The sequence below is a fragment of the Candidatus Nitrosopumilus sp. genome (assembly GCF_965223225.1).
GTDB lineage: Archaea > Thermoproteota > Nitrososphaeria > Nitrososphaerales > Nitrosopumilaceae > Nitrosopumilus.
Genome location: NZ_CBDCVU010000004.1, coordinates 1624927 through 1639508, shown reverse-complemented (window position 1 = coordinate 1639508; position 14582 = coordinate 1624927). Strand labels below are relative to the sequence as shown.

General features: G+C 32.6%; 20 protein-coding genes. 10 read left to right on the top strand and 10 right to left on the bottom strand.

Annotated features, from left to right (window positions below; translation table 11 throughout):
* The first annotated feature begins 87 nt into the window (after positions 1–87).
* Positions 88–882 carry a helix-turn-helix transcriptional regulator gene (locus ACOQN3_RS10385; RefSeq protein WP_420546377.1) on the top strand — a complete coding sequence of 265 codons (795 nt, stop codon included), beginning with the start codon at positions 88–90 and terminating at the stop codon, positions 880–882.
* Here ACOQN3_RS10385 and ACOQN3_RS10380 read toward each other — a convergent pair.
* Positions 875–1312, bottom strand: coding sequence for a hypothetical protein (locus ACOQN3_RS10380; protein ID WP_420546376.1), 438 nt, complete (start codon positions 1310–1312; stop codon positions 875–877). The two genes, ACOQN3_RS10385 and ACOQN3_RS10380, sit on opposite strands and share 8 nt — an antisense overlap.
* Before the next feature lie 132 nt (positions 1313–1444).
* Between ACOQN3_RS10380 and ACOQN3_RS10375 the strand changes: the two genes are divergently transcribed.
* From ACOQN3_RS10375 to ACOQN3_RS10355, 5 genes are all read left to right on the top strand, one after another.
* Positions 1445–1885, top strand: coding sequence for a universal stress protein (locus ACOQN3_RS10375; protein ID WP_420546375.1), 441 nt, complete (start codon positions 1445–1447; stop codon positions 1883–1885).
* Positions 1886–1890: 5 nt separating this feature from the next.
* Positions 1891–2193, top strand: a complete 303-nt coding sequence (locus ACOQN3_RS10370; protein ID WP_420546374.1) for a universal stress protein — start codon at positions 1891–1893, stop codon at positions 2191–2193.
* Positions 2194–2471: 278 nt separating this feature from the next.
* Positions 2472–2834, top strand: coding sequence for a proteinase inhibitor (locus ACOQN3_RS10365; protein WP_420546373.1), 363 nt, complete (start codon positions 2472–2474; stop codon positions 2832–2834).
* A gap of 625 nt (positions 2835–3459) precedes the next feature.
* Complete coding sequence (locus ACOQN3_RS10360) at positions 3460–4260, top strand: helix-turn-helix transcriptional regulator (protein ID WP_420546372.1); 801 nt, start codon at positions 3460–3462, stop codon at positions 4258–4260.
* Positions 4261–4420: 160 nt separating this feature from the next.
* Positions 4421–4570 (top strand): hypothetical protein, encoded by a 150-nt coding sequence (locus tag ACOQN3_RS10355; protein ID WP_420546371.1) that lies wholly within the window; start codon positions 4421–4423, stop codon positions 4568–4570.
* A gap of 473 nt (positions 4571–5043) precedes the next feature.
* On the opposite strand, the gene ACOQN3_RS10350 is transcribed toward ACOQN3_RS10355, so the two are convergent.
* Entirely contained in the window at positions 5044–5565 is a 522-nt protein-coding gene (locus ACOQN3_RS10350; RefSeq protein WP_420546370.1) for a hypothetical protein, read from the bottom strand.
* Between the two features lie 192 nt (positions 5566–5757).
* Between ACOQN3_RS10350 and ACOQN3_RS10345 the strand changes: the two genes are divergently transcribed.
* Positions 5758–6303: a hypothetical protein gene (locus ACOQN3_RS10345; RefSeq protein WP_420546369.1), complete on the top strand. Its 546-nt coding sequence runs from the start codon at positions 5758–5760 to the stop codon at positions 6301–6303.
* Positions 6304–6469: 166 nt separating this feature from the next.
* Here the strand turns inward: ACOQN3_RS10345 and ACOQN3_RS10340 are convergent, their stop codons facing one another.
* The 4 genes from ACOQN3_RS10340 to thpR form a co-directional block, all read right to left on the bottom strand.
* Positions 6470–6811 carry an ArsR family transcriptional regulator gene (locus tag ACOQN3_RS10340; protein WP_420546368.1) on the bottom strand — a complete coding sequence of 114 codons (342 nt, stop codon included), beginning with the start codon at positions 6809–6811 and terminating at the stop codon, positions 6470–6472.
* A gap of 154 nt (positions 6812–6965) precedes the next feature.
* Positions 6966–7727: a serine/threonine protein kinase gene (locus tag ACOQN3_RS10335; RefSeq protein WP_420546367.1), complete on the bottom strand. Its 762-nt coding sequence runs from the start codon at positions 7725–7727 to the stop codon at positions 6966–6968.
* Positions 7693–9033: a CCA tRNA nucleotidyltransferase gene (gene cca / locus ACOQN3_RS10330; RefSeq protein WP_420546366.1), complete on the bottom strand. Its 1341-nt coding sequence runs from the start codon at positions 9031–9033 to the stop codon at positions 7693–7695. The genes ACOQN3_RS10335 and cca overlap by 35 nt, the downstream gene beginning before the upstream one ends.
* Positions 9030–9560, bottom strand: a complete 531-nt coding sequence (gene thpR / locus ACOQN3_RS10325) for an RNA 2',3'-cyclic phosphodiesterase (RefSeq protein ID WP_420546365.1) — start codon at positions 9558–9560, stop codon at positions 9030–9032. The genes cca and thpR overlap by 4 nt, the downstream gene beginning before the upstream one ends.
* A gap of 83 nt (positions 9561–9643) precedes the next feature.
* Here thpR and ACOQN3_RS10320 point away from each other — a divergent pair, with 83 nt between their 5' ends.
* From ACOQN3_RS10320 to ACOQN3_RS10310, 3 genes are all read left to right on the top strand, one after another.
* Entirely contained in the window at positions 9644–10192 is a 549-nt protein-coding gene (locus tag ACOQN3_RS10320) for an AAA family ATPase (RefSeq protein ID WP_420546364.1), read from the top strand.
* A complete protein-coding gene (locus ACOQN3_RS10315; RefSeq protein ID WP_420546363.1) occupies positions 10189–10581 on the top strand; it encodes an RNA-binding domain-containing protein in 393 nt (130 codons plus the stop codon). The genes ACOQN3_RS10320 and ACOQN3_RS10315 overlap by 4 nt, the downstream gene beginning before the upstream one ends.
* Positions 10582–10702: 121 nt before the next feature.
* Entirely contained in the window at positions 10703–11029 is a 327-nt protein-coding gene (locus ACOQN3_RS10310; protein WP_420546362.1) for a hypothetical protein, read from the top strand.
* A gap of 58 nt (positions 11030–11087) precedes the next feature.
* Here ACOQN3_RS10310 and ACOQN3_RS10305 read toward each other — a convergent pair whose 3' ends face one another.
* Genes ACOQN3_RS10305 through ACOQN3_RS10290 form a run of 4 tightly spaced genes read right to left on the bottom strand, consistent with a single transcriptional unit; the run spans position 11088 to position 14544 of the window.
* Complete coding sequence (locus tag ACOQN3_RS10305) at positions 11088–11822, bottom strand: SIR2 family NAD-dependent protein deacylase (RefSeq protein ID WP_420546361.1); 735 nt, start codon at positions 11820–11822, stop codon at positions 11088–11090.
* 3 nt (positions 11823–11825) lie between these two features.
* On the bottom strand, positions 11826–12722 hold the full coding sequence (gene rnz / locus ACOQN3_RS10300) for a ribonuclease Z (RefSeq protein WP_420546360.1): 897 nt from the start codon (positions 12720–12722) through the stop codon (positions 11826–11828).
* Positions 12719–13666, bottom strand: coding sequence for a TRM11 family SAM-dependent methyltransferase (locus ACOQN3_RS10295; RefSeq protein WP_420546359.1), 948 nt, complete (start codon positions 13664–13666; stop codon positions 12719–12721). Before ACOQN3_RS10295 ends, rnz begins: the two co-directional genes overlap by 4 nt.
* A complete protein-coding gene (locus tag ACOQN3_RS10290; protein WP_420546358.1) occupies positions 13666–14544 on the bottom strand; it encodes a ribose-phosphate diphosphokinase in 879 nt (292 codons plus the stop codon). Before ACOQN3_RS10290 ends, ACOQN3_RS10295 begins: the two co-directional genes overlap by 1 nt.
* Between the last annotated feature and the right edge of the window lie 38 nt (positions 14545–14582).

Genomic DNA, 14582 nt, shown 5'->3' with positions numbered 1-14582 from the left:
AAATAGTCTCACTACGTAATAGAGATATGATAAAACTAGAATCTATTGAAGAAAATTACTAATAAGTACAAAGTTTGGTTTTCTGTATTGGTTGAAGATTTTCAAAAAATTGCAAGTTATTTCCTAGATCTTGCTAGTGAACAGCGTCTTCAAATTATGTCTAATCTTTCAGTAAAACCCTCTGGTGTTACCCAACTTGCAACAAAACTTGACGTAACCGCACAGGAAATCCACAGAAATCTTAGTCGCCTTTCAAAATCAAATCTTGTTCAAAAAGGATTAGAGGAAAAATATGAAATCACTACTCAAGGAAAAATAATGCTTTCACAAATCCCTTTGATCAAATTTCTTTCAAGAAACCAAGAATTCTTTGAAAACCATAACCTACAACCCATCCCATCAAAATTTACAAAGAGACTTGGTGTTTTAGGTTCTACTACTCATATTCGAGGAGTAACCAAAGTTCTGGAAAAATGGGGTTCTATATACAAGAATGCTGAGAATTATGTGTACGATATCATATCAGAATCTCCTCCTGGTTTAATTCAACCTTTAATTGAAAGAATCAAAGATGGTACAGAATACAAGCATATCATCTCAAATAATCTCTTAGAGCCCGAAAATAGAGAAAAAACTTTACAGAAAAGCGGTTATTACAAACTAATCCAAGATGGTCATATCCAAAGACGAATCACAAAAACAATCCATACAATTGTACTGCTAAACGAAAAAGAGGCAGGAGTGATTTTTCCTTCTGTGACAAATGAGCCTGATCTCAAACACATGTTTTACAGCACAAATCCCGCCTTTCATGAATGGTGTGTGGACTATTTTGATTTTATCTGGAAAAAATCCAAAGTACTAAGACGAACATCTAGTTAGAATCTCTGTATTTTGATTCGTATTGTGTTAGTTTCTTTGCTGATGCATTGATTTTTCCAAGTATTTTTTCATTATCTCTACATATTTTCAGACGTTTTTGCTGAATCTGTTTTATTGATGTCTCAGTTAATTCATCCAATCCTGAAAGAGAGATCAAAAGGGTTTGCAGTTTCTTTATGTTTCTTTTTAGTTCCTCAGAATTTTTTTGCTGAATTTGCTTTTCAGATTTTATTTGATCTTTTATGTGGGAATTCTTTTTGGTGTGTGTTTTTTTGTTATTTCTTTTTCTCATTTTTTGCATAGTTTTTGCATTACCATAATTCTTACTCAGTCTTTTCTTTTTTACTCCTAATGGATTTATTCGCACCTTTTTTCTTTTAGGTACACGTAAGTTGTGTCCAATTTTGATTTTAGGTTTTTTTACATTCATAATCCAAAGGAAATAATTTTTGTTTACACTAGATTATGGAATTTACACAATAAAACAGATCATAAGCTATTGTGTTGAAATTAAGCTTTTTTGCTTATGAGAACTAATTAAATTTCCATTCAAACAATGCCTATGCAGAAAAACACCAAGCAAATCCTAGTTCCTTTTGTGGGAAACTATGGAAGTAACAAGGCGTTTTCAAGCATTTTGGATATTGCCAGGAAAGATAACTCAAAAATTCACCTACTTACATGCCTAAAAGAGAGGATCTCTTTTGGTTTCTTTAAATCAAAATCTGATAAAATACACTTGAAAAAACAAAGAGAGAAAGTCATATCAAAAACCACCAAATGGGAAACTCTTGCCAAAAAGTTCAATATTCCAGTAGAAACCAAAGTCGTAAAATGTGATATTGCTTCAAAGACTATCCTTGATTATGCTAAAGAAAACAAGATTGACCTAATTGCAATGACTAAGACTAACCCAAAGTCTCATGTAGACAAAATCCATCTTGAGGAGACAACACGGAACGTCTTTGAGGACTCTCCATGCTCATTTCTTTATTTGCGGTGATGCGATTGACTGATTTTAATCATATTTTAGTTCCATTTGATGGTTCTTCAAACGGATACAACTCAATTGAAATTGCATCAAAGATCGCTGCAGATCGTGGAGGAAAGCTAACTATTCTTCAATTAATTGAAAAAAAATTGCCTAGATTTTTCTTTTTCAAAACTAAAAAAGACAAATTCAATGAGGCAAAAGAAATTAACATCGCAGAAAAAAATGCAGAAAATTTCAGAAAGATTGCAAAAAATATGGTGCAAATGTTGCAATCAAAATTAAAGAAATTGATACAGAACCACATGATCATATCATAGAATTTACAAACAAATCTGATGTTGATCTTGTAGTGATGAATCCCTCAAAAAATATCAATACCAATGAAATTCATGAAAGTATTGTAGACAAAATCTCTAGAAACATAGACTGTTCAATACTGAGGTTACAATGACCTGTTTTCTTCCAGAGTGTCATGTAGATGATCCTTGTAGGATTTGTAGCAAAATGTTTGGTAGACCTACAAAATTCTATGAAGAAATGGATGACTAATTTTCAAAATCTTGATCTTTTATAGTTTAAAACGATACTTGTTATTATGAAAAAAGTCACCTCTTTTGGAATAGGCATTATAGTAATTGCAATTGCTGTATTTGGCATGAGTATGAATTTTGATACAGAACCCATTCCTCCTGTGACTCAAAATGATCTAAGAGTTATGATTGATGATTGGATGGATAATCCAGTTGATGATGGTGTGGAGCAACGACTAGAGATAATGAAAGCATTTTACACATTCCAAGAATCAGGCCAGCAATTAACTGATGATCAAGAGGGCAGAGTAATGTTAAACCAGATAAGAAAGATGGTCAGTTTTGATATTCCTAAAGTAGAACTTGATGCAATGAAACAAGAAGTAAGAGAAGAACTAAAAGAACTTGGTTTTAAAATCCAAGGCTAATCATATCCTTGCAACTTCACTCTTGCATTTCTTACATCTGGGTCGTTCTTAGACGATGTTGGCAGCAAGGACAAAACACTCATCGTGTATAATCCACTGATTGCAATATTGACATAACTTCTGTCCTAATTGGCATCTCTTTCCCACCTTTGGCCTTTGTGCTTGAAACTCTATACCCTTTCCTGCACATGATGGGCAAGGGTCAGAGTCTCTTGACATCATGCAACCTCTGGAATCATTGATCCGTTGTTCATGTCAACTAACATGCATATGGAGTGAATTTGCTTATCCAAGTCTATCATGCAATATTGACATTCGAATTTTATTGGTTTTTTACATACAGAACAATTTTGTTTACTTTTTAATTCTAGACCACACTTTCTACAACTCTCTATTCTCAATTTATTTTTCCTCCTTTAATACAGCGAGAACTAGTGAGACAAAACTCACAGTTCTGTAACTTGTCTAGGGTGACAGTTTGTTCTCGCATAGTATAGTTACGTAACTTTCAGAGATATACCCTAGTCAGCTAGATAGCTGACTAGGGATATTTTGTCCCAAACCCTGTCATTAGTTTTAGCTTATTTCCAGCTGGTTTTTTAGTAAATAAGACAATGAATTTTTCATGGGTGACTTGATTGATGAGACTGCAGATTACGTTTTGGAGCTTGCAAGTTCTCAAAGATTGAGTATATTGATTGGACTTCTAACAAAACAATACACCCCAACTGCATTTGCAAAAAGCATAGACTCTACTAAACAAGAAGTTCATAGAAATTTTTCAAGACTAGAAAAAGTTGGATTGGTTAAGAAAAATGTTGGTGGAACATATTCTCTTACCACATTTGGGCAAGTGGTATGCACACAGGTACCATCACTAGTGTTTTTGTCACAAAACAGAAGATACTTTGAGGAACATAATTTTGGGGATATCCCACACAAATTTCAAATGCGTTGTGGACAGCTTGCAAATTCTCAATATGTTAAAGGAGTGACCAAAGTTTTAGAGACCTGGAAATCTATCTACAAAAATTCTCATGAATACATTTATGAGATTCTATCTGAAGTTCCTCTAGATCTGATTGAACCCCTTATAAAACAAGTTAAAAAAGGTGTAAAGTTCAATTACATCTTCTCAGAGTCTGCTGTTGTTCCAAAGGGACGAAAGACATTACTCAAAAAACTTGGATTTGACAAGTTAATGGAAAAGGGACTAGTTGAAAGAAAGATGGAAAAAAATGTCAAAACGGTGGTAGTCTTAAACGAAAAGGAGGCCTGCATAATGTTTCCTACGTTAAATGGAGAGTCAGACATTAGCGAGATGCTATATTCTGATGATCCGATGTTTCATGAATGGTGTCTTGATTATTTTAGATATTGTTGGTATGGGTCTGATGTTTTCAAAGAAAGCAAACTCAAGGAATAGAACTAATTTGAATAGTCTGAGGCTTTCTTAAACTCTTCTTCTTTTTGTGTTCATGATGTACTGTACATTTACAATATGATGAGGAATGGTAAGCTTCCAAGCTTACCTGTAATGATTTGTTTTTACTATAATCTTTGTTTAACTGTGTGTAACTAGTATCATGAAAACACAACAAATCTCAAACTGGGATAAAATGGTTCATGCTCCATTCAAAAAGATCGTAAAATTCGATCTTATCTGCATGGCAATTGGTACAGTAATGGGAATGGGTGCAGGTGCCTACTTTGTTGCTAGCGGAATCTTAGGCTAGCAACACAACTTCTTTTTTATAATATTTCATATAACAAATACAGGAAATACAAATGGTAGTTAAAGATAAGGCTGATCCTAATAACCAATACTTGGTAAACAGTATTTGGCATGCAAGCCATGCATAATTGGTACCAATATAATCACCAAAACCCTCTTAATCCTGTCGGTTCCACACATCTGTGACTAAAACTCACATAAATCTTGAAATCTAAACTGCTTCCCTTAAATTTAGTCATGGTATACCCAAACCATGTTTACCGTTAGTGATAATGCTGAAGAAAACAGTAAATCAAATGAATCCATATGGAAACAAACTCCTTTGCGTGACTTTGGCTCACAATGCATAATGAATAATCATGAATCATGTAATGATAAAAAATGTAAATGCTTGTGTCATTCTAAAAAATAATGTTTAACTTAGAGTTTAGTTCTTTTTTAAAAATTCTCTATTAAAGAAAAAATAAGATAGATTTATTCCTCTATCCATACCTTCTTTGTACCCTTTTGGGTACTAACCCAATGCCCTTCTGTATGATCTTTTATCTTGTGCATGGAAAAGATTATGCTGGGAATTAGAGGCCTGCCTTCTGTTCTAATAGCTTCTATTCCTAATCCTTCTCCTGGTCTCTCAACTGCCATCATGACATTGATAACGTCACCTGCATTAAATGGCATCATAGTCTGATTGACTATTACATCTTTGTCGTCGTTTTCTCTAATTACGGCACGTACAGTGGAGTTTGGAATGTCTTGGTTATTTTTTCGTAACCAAAAATCTACTGCTCCTGGTGCTGTACCTGATTGTCTGCCTACTTGTGGTGCAGCAATCACTACATAAGTTCCTGATTCTGTAATTCTGATGTCTGCTGGATGCTCACTTGAATGCTCTATTCCCGCAATTGCATCATTTTGATCCATAAAAACTGGAACAGGATCTGTTGTTTCTGGTCGTTGGTCTAGGGTACTAATTATCTGTGCAAATTCTACTGTCATCACTTATTATGTTCATAAATACATAAAAACTAGTTGTACTTACATGTGTTCACTTGTAGCTACAAGACTTGTTGTCAAACACAAATGAACACCTATAACCTATGATTGATAATAATATGTTGTTGCGTCTCTCCAGATATTCAAAATTATTGAAAAACAATCCTAATGTCTTTTTCTGTCTAGGTGTTTGTAATGAAATCTGAAATAAATTCTAAATCATCAATTACTCTTTCTTCCCGAATTGATCCTCTTCTATATGAAAGATTGACTGAAGGGGCAAATTCTAAGGGAATAAGTGTGAATTCCTATGTCAATAGCATTTTTAAAAAATATCTGATAAGAGATCGATTTTATGAGGACATGGGACTGGTACCACTCACAAAACGTACCCTAAAGAAAATATTCAGATCAATGGATGATGATACCATCAAACAAATAGCCAAAGATGTTGGAGGTACGGTTCCACAAGAATTAATTTATCTTTCCTATGATCGATTTGATTTTCAAAACTTGATGAAAATGATTGAAATAAGTGATTCTCGCTTTGGCACTGTTAAGTATATTCACAATGATTCTATATACAATATCAACATCTTACATGGTGCATGCCTTAATTTCTCAAAGTTTTTGGCAGAGACACACCAATCTTTGGCAGAACATCTTTCTTTGAAATTTAGTGTAGAGCATCTAGATAACAACATGGTTTGCGTCGAGTTTGAAAAACCAGATTTGAATTAATCTGAAAATAATTCTAAATTGAAAACAATATTGTCATTTTTTAAGATAACTATGCAAATTAGATTATATGTATTTTTTGTTAATTTTTGAAATTTAGTATTAGAGTTTAATCTCTAGTTTTACATGTAACCTTGTTTATGCAAATTATTTTTTATTCTAGATAGAATTAATCTCGCAGGTTGGTGTAGATCTTGACATCAAGTGTATTGTCTTCAAACAAAATTGATACTTTTTGAATTTTACTTTTGTAGGTAAACTCTCTCTTTCCAAGTTCAATTTTACTGGATGAAATCAACACATTTTTTTTGTCTAGTAGACGAAGCTTTCTGTATATTGTTGTGATGGGTACATCTATCTCCTGCGATATTTCCTTTGCTGTTCTAAATTCGTCTTTAATCGTGCCTATAATTTTCCTATTGTCAGAGTCAGAAATTACTCCCAATACCAAATCAGCTCTTTCTTGGTTAATTACATGAGGATTATCACCATGAAAACAAACTAAGGCCACACTTCTTTGGACATTATGTCTGTTTTATTATTTTTCCTTAATTTTTTCCACGTCTTATGGAATCTCAATTTATTGTGACATAGTAATTGATTCAGATTTGATTCAAAATTAAAGCCTAAAAGAACAAAAACCTTCCAAATGCCATAAACAGTTATTATAATTTTAACACCTTCAAGATATCTTCAAAATTTTCTAAGGTTTTTTCTTTTTTGTATTGTTTTAAAGAAGCAATTATCTTATCTTTTGTTGGGTTTTTGTATAATTTTTGTATTTTTTTTGCAATTCCTGATCCAATGAAAATTGCTTGAGTGATCGCAGTTATATTAGATGATCTTCTATTTGTACTAGAACTTTCAAAGTCAATAATGGCATTTTTTGTTTCTCCAACAATCACATGTTTTGAGATATTACTTAATTCCCCATGATCCAGATCTATTTGATCTAACCTATAACAATCCTCTAGAATTTTTTTAATTACAGTCTTCAATTTTTTTACACTCCCTCTTCCTTGTAATCCATCCACCCATTTGCCTATCTTAACACCATCAAGGTATTCCATAACTAGAAAATTCTTACTAACTTCAAACATTTTTGGTCCAACATCAACAGAGTTTGCAAGCTTCAACAACATTGCTTCGCTTTTCATCTCATCTCTTTGCGAATCTATTCTTCTAATTTTTAAAGCAACTTGCTTGTTATTTTTTTTTGCAAGAACTACGACACCTACGTATCCTTTTCCTAATATTGCTAGCTTACCTATTGTAGTGGGACCAGTTAGTGAAATTGACTTAATTCCCAACTTTTCTAGTTCTTTAATTCTTGAATTAAGTTGACGAGTCGTTGCCGTTGGATAGCCAAGTATTTTTGAATATGGTTTCTGATTAAACTTCTTTATCGAAATAAATGACGGATTCATCAGATGAAATCAAGTCATTTACTACCTCCTTAATTGATTTACTCAAATTTCCTCCTCCTTTTGAAATCTTATACCCATTCTCCAGATCTTTTTGAAGGCCTCTTGGTATGCCAGAGTGGAGATTGTTTTTTAAAAATTCCTTCATAAATTTTGACGCATCAGTGTGTTTTCTTTTTTCTAAAGAATTGATTTTTCCATTTTGTCCAACCCAAACCATTTTGTTATTTTCCATGTTCTTTTTGATGAAGTTGTTGGAATCATTTTTCCTGAAAAAACTCGGTCCTTCCTTTTTGTATATTAATGGTATTGTCATTGATTCGAGGAAGAAAAATAAATGTACATTTTCTTTCTCGTCGGTGTGTGCTTTACTTCTAATAACTTTAAAGCCATTTAATTCAAGTTGGGTTCCTAAAGATGTTGTGGATCTTTTAATTTGTCCCCAAATTATATCTGGACTTCGAGTTTTAAATGCAAATTTGATTACCAATAAATTTTCCCAATAATTTTTTGACTTTCTTGTATCTTCTGTTTTAAAAAAATCAACTGTCGGTTTTTCTAAAAATATTCTACTTAAAATTACAAACTTTCCCAAGTTTTCATCAGAAACTGCCGCCGCTAAATTTCTGTCACTATCAATAGGATCAATAATTACAATTGGTGTTTCAAATTTTTTTGAAGTTTTCCCAATAATTTGTCCCTCTTTTATTTCTGAAATTGCTTTTATTACGTTCTCAAAACTACCAAAGTGCCATATCAAAACTTCAGATATGTAACCACTAAATCCTTGCTTAGCAATTTCCGCTCCATAAATTTTGTTTGCTCTCAAAAATGTTTTTAGAATTCTAACATCATTTCTCATTTTTGATGATAAGGATTTTTTCATAAATTTTGTATGATGCGGAGATCTATCCGCGGCACTTTTCCAATCTCCTTTTTCTACATCATAAAAAGGAACTATGTTGATTTTGGTTTTTTCAATTTTAGCTTCTACATAAGGATGTTCAGAATATCTAACATAAGGTTCAAATTTTTTCATCGATTCAAAGCCTACTGTTCTTGAAATTTGTTCGAATTTTTTATTGGAAGTGTTTTTTTTAAATCTGATAAAAATGTCGATGTCTGCATCTTTTGGTAACCACGTATCTTTTGCAAATGACCCCCCAAACTCTAAACCAATCACTTCAGGAAACTTTTCAATTTCCTTTTTGACTAGTCTAAATGTAATATCAGAAATTTTTTTTTTAGATTTTACTTCTGCATTTGTAGGTATTATCGATTTTGAAATTTTTGAAATAACCTGTTTCAATTTTTTGCCTTAACCTCCATTAAATCTGAGTAAATTGGCCCATTTGGCAATAATTTGCTCTTTTTCAACTTGATCCGGTCAACATATAGTCTTCCAAATTCGGCTTTTGCTTCCTTCTCCACTTCCTTCTTTACATCCTTGCCCTTGTTTTTAATTCTAAATATTGTAAGATGAGGTTTGAAGGGTTTGTCTGCATACAAACCGAGAGGTTTTAGTGCATTTTGGACTTTCTCTGCAAGATTAGTCAAATCTCTACCACCATTATCATCTGTCCCAACCCAAATAATTCGGGGGGATTTGGATTTTGGGAAAACCCCAAGTCCCTTCATATTGATAGAAAACGACGAAAATTCTATGTTTTGTAGAGCTAGGATGACTCTTTGAGATAATTCTTCTGAAATCTCGCCTAAAAATTGCAAAGTAAAATGCAAGTTTTCAACTTTGATTGGTTTTGCATCAATAGAAATCTTTGATTGCATCTGTTTTATCGATTGGCAAATTTTATTTTCAGAAATCTCTATTGCCACAAAAACACGCATGAAATTTATTTTGTCATATCTCTATAATAATTTCCGGTACCTTCATAGAATAGTTTGCTTTTTTCCATGTGTTGGATAAGTTGATTGTATGTTTAACAGGGATGCCAGGAGCAGGTAAATCTACCATAGCTGAAGGATTGAAGTCAAAAGGATTTGATACAATTAACATGGGTAATACCGTTAGAGAGGAAGCTAAAAGGAGAAACTTAGAACCATCTAGATCTAATCTTGGTAAACTAATGCTTGATCTTAGGAAAAAAAATGGTCCTGGAGCTGTTGCAGAGTTGATTAAACCAGAAATAGAATCTTCTACTGCAAAAGTAATACTTGTAGATGGAATCAGATCTGATGACGAAATTCAAGTTCTAAAAAAATTTGGTAATGTAAAACTTCTTGCAATTCATGCATCAACTGATACAAGGTTTGGTTTCCTACAAAAAAGAGGAAGGTCAGATGATCCTCAAACAAAAGAACATTTTGAAGAACGCGATAATCGGGAGTTGGGAATTGGAATCAGCAATCCAATTGCATTATCTGATGATGCAATATCCAATACTGGTCTGACAAAAGAAGAGCTAATAGAAAATGCTTTTAAAATTATTCAAAGTTGGATAACATGAGAATCCCTAGCATTGATTGTAAAATTGAGATGTTTAGTAATGTAAATCCATCTGAAAATGAAGAAAAAGTAAGAATCTCGATTTTGAATATTTTCCCATATTCTAAATTTACTTCGAAAAACCCACCACTCAAGGCTGAATCCACAGATATTTCTTCGTTGGAAAAAATTTACGAAGCAATCCATTCAAAGCAATCTCAAAAAGCCTATAAACGAAATCTTGAAAATAATTTAGACAATAATTCAACTTGGTTTTATCTTAACAAGCAGGCTGCATTTGTAAACAAGATCGTTATATGTGATGAATTAGGTGAATCGCCTTTAGGGCCAATTAGGGTAGTGCTAACTTCAAAACAAATTGATCGGCTTGTCGAGTGGTTGATATCATAAAAACATAAAATTTAGCTAACAAAATTAAATTAAATCTGACTATTTTTTTTAGTTTGAATTTAAAATGCATTTTTCTAAAAAATATTCAATGTTCATTAAGATTGGTATCATAGCGGGAATATTGATTTTAGGAGGAATGATTTTTTCTACAGAAATGAATCATCTCTTTCCTACTACTTCGGCAGTTGCAGTTGAGTCTTTAAAAAACGATGTTGAAAATTTGAGTTTACAGGCTACTGATCTTGCAGAGAAAAGAATTGATGAATCTGCTAATAAAATAGTGAATAAGACAAGCAATACCTTAGAAAATGGAATTAATAACGTAGAAAATAAAATTACAAGTGAAATTTATGAAGTTAAAGAATCCTCTCAAAAAATAATACATGAAAAAGTATCTCAGTTTGATCCTCTAGAACCCATTCAAAATTTTTTAAAATCATTTGAATAAAGAATTAACTAAGAATATCAATTCAGACTAAATCTTTTGTTTATTATATATCGTAAAATTAATTTTCTATTGTATTATTTCTAAAGATTGCGGCAAGCTCAGGCAAAGCAGTTGCACTAGAATTTCTAATTACTGCATCCATTTCAGATGACATCTCTGTATTGTTTGGATTAATTTCAATTAATGTTGCATTATTTTGTTTTGCATATATTGGAAGTCTGTTTGCAGGTGATACTACGAGAGATGTGCCTACAACCACCAATAAATCACATTGACTTGCAATAGACATGGCATTATTCCAAATATCTTCTGAGAGAGGTTCTCCAAACCAGACAACATCCGGTCTGAGGATGTTTCCACAAGCGCACCTGGGTGGAATTTCCAAGAATTTCTCGGTTATCTCATCTTTAAAATCACAAACTGAACATTTTGTCTTTACAATGCTTCCATGTAATTCCAATACTTTTGTGTTGCCTGCTCTTTGATGTAGTCCATCTATATTCTGTGTTAGTATTGTAACATCTACATATTTCTCCAATTCTGCAATGGCCTTGTGACCTGCGTTTGGATGGGCCTTGAAGATATTTTCTCTTCGCTGGTTATACCATTCCCAAACCAATCTAGGATTCTCATAAAATGCTTCTATGGTTGCTAATTTCATTACATCGTGATTTCTCCATAATCCATCTTTTCCTCTAAATGTAGGAATACCGCTTTCTTGAGATATGCCTGCTCCTGTCACAAACACGACTCTCTTGGAATCACAAATTCTCTCTCTTATGTCCTCAACCATCTTTCATATCTCAATTTCTAAAAGATCTTTGGCAGTTATTACCGAATTGTGTACTTTTCCTGCCTCAGCTAAATGCTGTGTTTCATCTTTGTAGCGTGCGGAAAAGTGTGTTAAAATCAAATTTTTTACATTTGAGTTTTTTGCTAAAGTTGCCGCTTGCTTGGCAGTTGAATGACATGTATCCAATGCTTTTTGTTTTTCTTCTTCTAGAAAGGTTGAATCAAATACTAAAAAATCACATCCTTCAAAAAATTTTTCTAATTCCTTTGTAGGCATCGTGTCACCAGAAAAACCAATTTTTTTACCTTCTCTTTTTTCTCCCAGTACTTGGCCTGGATTTATTATCTTGTCATTAATTTTTATTTCATTTCCATTTTGTAATTCCTTCCATAATTCTCCTTCCGGTATTCCAAGCTTTTTTGCATTTTCTACACTAAATCTTCCAGGCTTGTCTTTCTCTTCAAATAGATACGAGTATGCTACAATAGAGTGGTTTGCCTTACATGCATAAATTGAAAAAGTGTTATCCTCGAATATCTTACCTTCTTTAATAGTTGTAATCAAAACAGGAAATGATAACCCAAAATTAAGCACTTTGATATTAGCTCCAATAAATTCTTCAATTCCACTTGGTCCAAACACCTCTAATGGTTCTGTTCTATTTCTCATGGTCATAGTTTGCAGTAATCCCAGAATTCCAACACAGTGATCTCCATGAAGATGGGTAACAAACAATTTCATTTTTTTGTTCCATCCTAAACCTGATTTCATGTATGAAATCTGTGCAGCCTCTCCTGCATCAAACATAAGAATTTCTCCTTCCTTTTCTAAACAAATACAGGATAATCCTCTCTTTTCAGTTGGCTGAGCTGCTGAAGTGCCCAAAAACACAATCTTCATCTAATCAAAATCGTCCTAGTCAAGCTTTTATGCCTATAGATCTCGTACTTTTTTATTCCATTTAATTTCAAATCCTCACCTAGTTCTTTTTTATACATAACAGCTATTTTCTTCCTTTTGGGAATTATTGAAAAAAATTTTTTTAGAATTTTTTCGGGTTTATCAGAAACTTTTGAGGCTCTTCCATATGGTAAATCTGTCACTATTCCATCAAACTGTGATCCAATTTTTGATAATTCCTGAAAATCTGATCTTAAAATTTTTGATTTATACCCATTTGTATCAAGATTTAACCTTGATATTTCACACATTTTTTCATCAAAATCTATTCCTATTGCATGAATTCCCATTGATTCTGCCTCTAACAGGGTTGTCCCAGAACCGCAAAAAGGATCACAAATAGTCTCTCCTTTTTTTAATCCTGTCAAATTAATCATTGCTCTTGTAAGCTTCCAATCCAATTCATGAGGATGGTTTTTGATTTTAAGAGGTCTTTTTTGTAATTTCATTTTTTTTGATAATCCAAAAAAATTCTCTTTATCCGTAAAGATAAGATATATTGTAATTTCTGGATCTTCTAACTCTACTTTTGCATGAGTAAATTTGGAAATAATATCCCCCATTGTTTTTTCTAATTCTGTAACGTCAATATTTTGAGATGATAGATTTATTGTTCTACAAACGTATGTATTTGTCCTACTTAGAATTTTGAAGTTCTCTTCATCTAAAAATAGCCCTGACATTTTTCTTAATAATTGTCCTGCTATTTTTACAAATGTAGCTCTCTCTGCTATCTTTTCCCAATTTGTTTTTGATTGTATGATTACTATGTTAGAAATAATTTTTATTTTGCAAAACTTGTCATACATTTTTGCAATTGCAATTAACTCATCAATGGCAAGGTCCAAATAATTTTTTGATACAACAAAAAAACCTTCTGGCATTATTTCAATTCTTTTGAAATTGATTCTGATATGTCCACCAAAGATGTTTTGCCTGGAATAGTATTTGTACTGATTATCTTTGTTACTCCTGCCTTTTTGATCTTCTTTTCAGCATCATCTATCAAAAGGCCGTGTGTACAAGCCACAAATACTCTTTTACAATTATGTTTTTTAAGAAATTGCGTTGCTTTAATTATGCTGCCTCCCGTACTTATCATATCATCTACTAAAATAATGTCTCTTTGTTCTACTTCATCTACGTTTATTGTTTCGATTTTGACTTTTCCTGTTTTTCGATTTCTAGATTTTTCTAATGCTATATAGTCTACACCGTATATCTCAGCAAATTCTTTTGCTCGCTGTTTTCCACCTTGGTCCGGTGACACTACTAAAGGATTTTTTAGGCTCAATTTTTTAAAATATTGGACAAGATCCGGAATAGCTGTGATATTTTTTGTCTTGATAGAAAAATGTCTGAGTCCTAATATACTATGAATATCTACAACAATAATTTTTGATACTCCTACACCTTTGAATAATTTACCTAAAACCTTCATAGTGATAATCTCTCCTGTTAAGAATTCTCTGTCTTGTCTTGCATATCCCATGTATGGAATTACTGCAGTAATATCTGATGACTTTTCTTTTGCTTTTGAAATTAGTGATAAGGTATGAACAAGACTTGTGTCAACAGGTGGATGGATTGAATGTACAACAATCGTCTTGGTTTTTGACAAGTTTCCTTGTAGTGTTATTTTACTTTCTCCGTCAGGAAAAACCCTTACTTCTGATTTGACAAAGTTAGCCTTTAGTCTTTTACATAATTTCTTTGCAAGATCCTCTGAGGAATTTCCAGCAATTATTGAAATTTTATTCAACAAGAAAATGAGATTTAATGGGATTCTTAAGTTTTGAG